The organism is Protofrankia sp. Cj3 (genome assembly GCF_917627355.1).
In the GTDB taxonomy this organism is placed as follows: domain Bacteria; phylum Actinomycetota; class Actinomycetes; order Frankiales; family Frankiaceae; genus Protofrankia.
Map to the genome: position 1 here is coordinate 1 of NZ_CAKJTR010000202.1, position 3,225 is coordinate 3,225.

General features: G+C 63.5%; 2 protein-coding genes and 1 pseudogene. All 3 read right to left on the reverse strand.

What is annotated here, in order from left to right; all coding sequences use genetic code 11:
- Positions 1–462 (reverse strand): annotated as a pseudogene (locus MJ783_RS19975) (3-oxoacyl-ACP synthase); the annotation flags it as partial.
- Positions 462–1,304, reverse strand: a complete 843-nt coding sequence (locus tag MJ783_RS19980) for a TauD/TfdA family dioxygenase (protein ID WP_239312602.1) — start codon at positions 1,302–1,304, stop codon at positions 462–464. The gene MJ783_RS19980 and the pseudogene MJ783_RS19975, both read right to left, overlap by 1 nt.
- Before the next feature lie 20 nt (positions 1,305–1,324).
- Positions 1,325–2,566 (reverse strand): 5-aminolevulinate synthase, encoded by a 1,242-nt coding sequence (gene hemA / locus MJ783_RS19985; RefSeq protein WP_370651730.1) that lies wholly within the window; start codon positions 2,564–2,566, stop codon positions 1,325–1,327.
- Positions 2,567–3,225: the final 659 nt, after the last annotated feature.

Genomic DNA, 3,225 nt, shown 5'->3' on the forward strand with positions numbered 1-3,225 from the left:
CTTCGAACTCATGTCGGCGTAGTCGACCATCCTGCTCAGCCGGTCACCGATGAGAACCAGGCTGCGCCCGGAGCCCCGCGTCGCGATCTTGTCAAGAGCGATCTGGATCGCGGTCATCCCGGCGTTGCAGAAGTTCGTCACCTCAAAGCAGTGCGCCCGGTCGATCCCGAGCTCACTGGCGACTTTGGCCGCTGGGGACCAGAACGAGACGTCCCACTCGCCGGAACCAGCAAAGATCACTTGTCGGATCTCCGCCGGCGGGGCCGGCGTGCGATGCATCACCGCCCTGGCCGCCTCGACCGCGAGCTGCCACGCCTGCTCGTCGTTCCCAAGCGTAGGAATTTCTTCGCAGTGCGTGATCTCCCGAATATCGGCAGCACTGGCCCCAGACGCCGCGGACATATCGTGCACACTCATCCGAGACCGCGCCAGCCGGATCTCGAAGTCGACGATGCCGCCCATCAATCTGCTGATTCGATACTGATCCGGTGCACCGTCCGGGCCGCGCCTGGCTCGACCTCGGTCGCCGCGTGGTACGTCGTCGCGGTCTTCCAGATAACGAGATCGTTCCGCGTCCAGCGGTGGGTGTAGACGTGCTCCTCATCCCGCAGCAACGAATTGATCACCGCGAAGAACGCCTCGTTCTCGTTGGCGTCGAAACCGATGACCGAATCCAGGTACTCCGGCGAGCCGTAGAGGTACTTGCGCTTGGTGAACGGGTCCACTTTCACCAGCGGGTGCTCCACTTTCGGGTGCTCGATGTCGGCGAGCGCCCGGAACTCGGCGACGGACAGACCGACGTGCTCCGGTCGGATCCGCAGACGTTTGGCGACCGAGGCCAGCCCGATACGTCCTTCGATTTTCTCCTGCCATTCCCGCGGCATGCGGTCGTAGACATCCGCCGCGTTGGCAAGCAGGGTGTGGCCGCTGGTCGACGGGACAGTCACACCATGCAGCATCGTGTACGGCGCGGGGTTCGCGATGAAAGACGAGTCCTGGTGCCAGAAATTGCCCACCCGGGCCACCCCGACCGGTTTGTTGTTCTTGACCTCGTTCGAGGAGATCATGATTTCGATGAACTCCGGGTGCCGATATTTCTCGATGACGAAGGGCACCGGTCTGCCGAGGCACGAAGCCAGGTTTATCTGCTGCCGCGGCGTCAGCTCCAGGCCTCTGACCACAACAAGCTCACGCTCCCGCAGCACCCTGACAAGCTCGGCGAACACATCCGGTTGAATGAGATCCGCATAGGTGGTGTCGGCGAGTTCGGCGCCGATGAACGGTGTGATGTCGCTGATCCGCATGATTCCTCCTCCGCTAGCTGCTAGCTGTCGGCCAGGGCATGTTGCAACGCGGTGACGAAATGATTGACCTGCTCTGCCGTCCGATATGGAGCGACCGTGACCCGGAAACGCTCCGCCCCCCTGGGAACAGAGGGGAAGTTCACCGGGGTGAGGTAGATTCCGTGGTCATCGAGCAGCCGTTGCGATACCCGCCGCACGCGTTCTTCCCCGCGCACCATGACCGGTACAAGATGACTGTCCGCGTCGATGAACTCGATACCCGCAACACGCAGTGCGTTCTTCAGGTGCCGCACATTATCCAGCAGGCTTTTTCTGAGATCAGCCCCTTGCTGGATGAGTTCCAGGCCTTTGAGCGTCGCGTCCAGAATCGCCTGGGGCAATGCGGTGGTGAAGATGAGCCCCGGCGCGTGGGAGCGGACATAGTCGAGTGCGCTGTCCGGTCCGGCGACGTACCCACCGACGGTGCCGATCGCCTTACCGAACACACCCTGGATGAATGTCGGCCGGCGCTCGCCCAGCTCCTGGCACAGACCAGCGCCGGTGTCTCCCTTGATCCCGATCGCGTGGGTCTCGTCCAGAAACGTGATCGCACCGTACCGCTCCGCAAGATCGCAGATCGCGGAGACGGGCGAGAGGTCACCGTCCATGGAGTACACCGACTCGAAAACAATCAACTTGGGATGATCGCGGCCGTATCCGGCGAGCCCCTTCTCGAGCGCGTCGAGATCGTTGTGCGGGAAGACCTGCTTCCGCGCGCCGGAGCGGCTGATCCCCTCGATCAACGAACGGTGGTTGTTCGCGTCGGAGAAGACAACAATGCCCGGCACCGCGGCAATCAGCGTGCTCAGCGTCTCGAAATTCGCCACGTAACCGCTCGAGAAGATCAGCGCACGCTCTTTGCCGTGCCAGGCGGCGAGCCTGGTTTCCAGCTCGACATGCGCCGCACTGCTGCCCGCGATGTTTCTCGACCCGCCGCTGCCGGTGCCGTGCTCCCGGGTGGAGGCAATCTGTGCCTGCACGACCGCAGGATGCTGGCTCAGGCCCAGATAGTCGTTACTGCACCAGATCTGCACCTTCCGCTCACCGTTCATCGCATATCCGCGCTCGGCAGTAATATGCGAACAGGGAATGAATTCGCGGTATAGACCGCTCCGCCGCAGCTCATCGAGATTCCCGCGAAAGAAATCCCATAGTGTGACTGTCTGATCGCTGTTGGCCTGCGCCCTGAAATCAGCCCCGTCCCCCAGTCGGCTGATGGGAATGGGGACCCTGGGCGCGGGTACGAGCGGTACTGGCACGGTAGGCATGGCAGCCCCTCTCAGACTGGCCCGGATGATTAGCTACGATGTTCCCTGTCGCTTACCAGCCGAGCCGGATGACGTTGGGATACAGAACACCAACAACGGGCTGGCGGTGCCATACGCAGTTGTACGTATCCCCGTCGTATCGTTCCCGGCCGCCAGCCGCTGGCCGGCGAGGCACATGTTTTCCCGGGAAGCCTTCCTTCGCAGGTCAACAGCCCCCGCAGCGTCGACGGAGGAGCTGCCTTGCCGCCTTGCCGGTATTCCGCGCGACGCGGCTGTCTGGTGCCCGACATACCCGCACCGGGACGAGACGGCGAAAGGCCTTCACCGTGGGAGGATGTTTGGGGACGAGACTTCCTGGGATGGATCGCGGCGGGAAGCGCGGGAACGAGCGCGGCCCCAGCGTGAGCCCGCTCGCTCACAGAACAGGTGGGACGGCGTCGGCCGCCTACGGCGTGTTTGGGAAGTCGTCGTTCGATCAGGGAGCCGCGTCCAGGTGGTTCCTGGCACGGCCGCGGGCCAGACCGATACCGGAGAGCTGTACCGGTGTGGCCGAGAACGCGGCCAGGGGCCGCCTGGGCGTGGCGAGCCGGACAGCTGGCTTTCGAAACACGCCC

Excerpts from the sequence above, each read along its gene's own strand:
- MJ783_RS19980 (WP_239312602.1), bottom strand. The coding sequence starts at position 1,304 with ATGCGGATCAGCGACATCACACCGTTCATCGGCGCCGAACTCGCCGAC.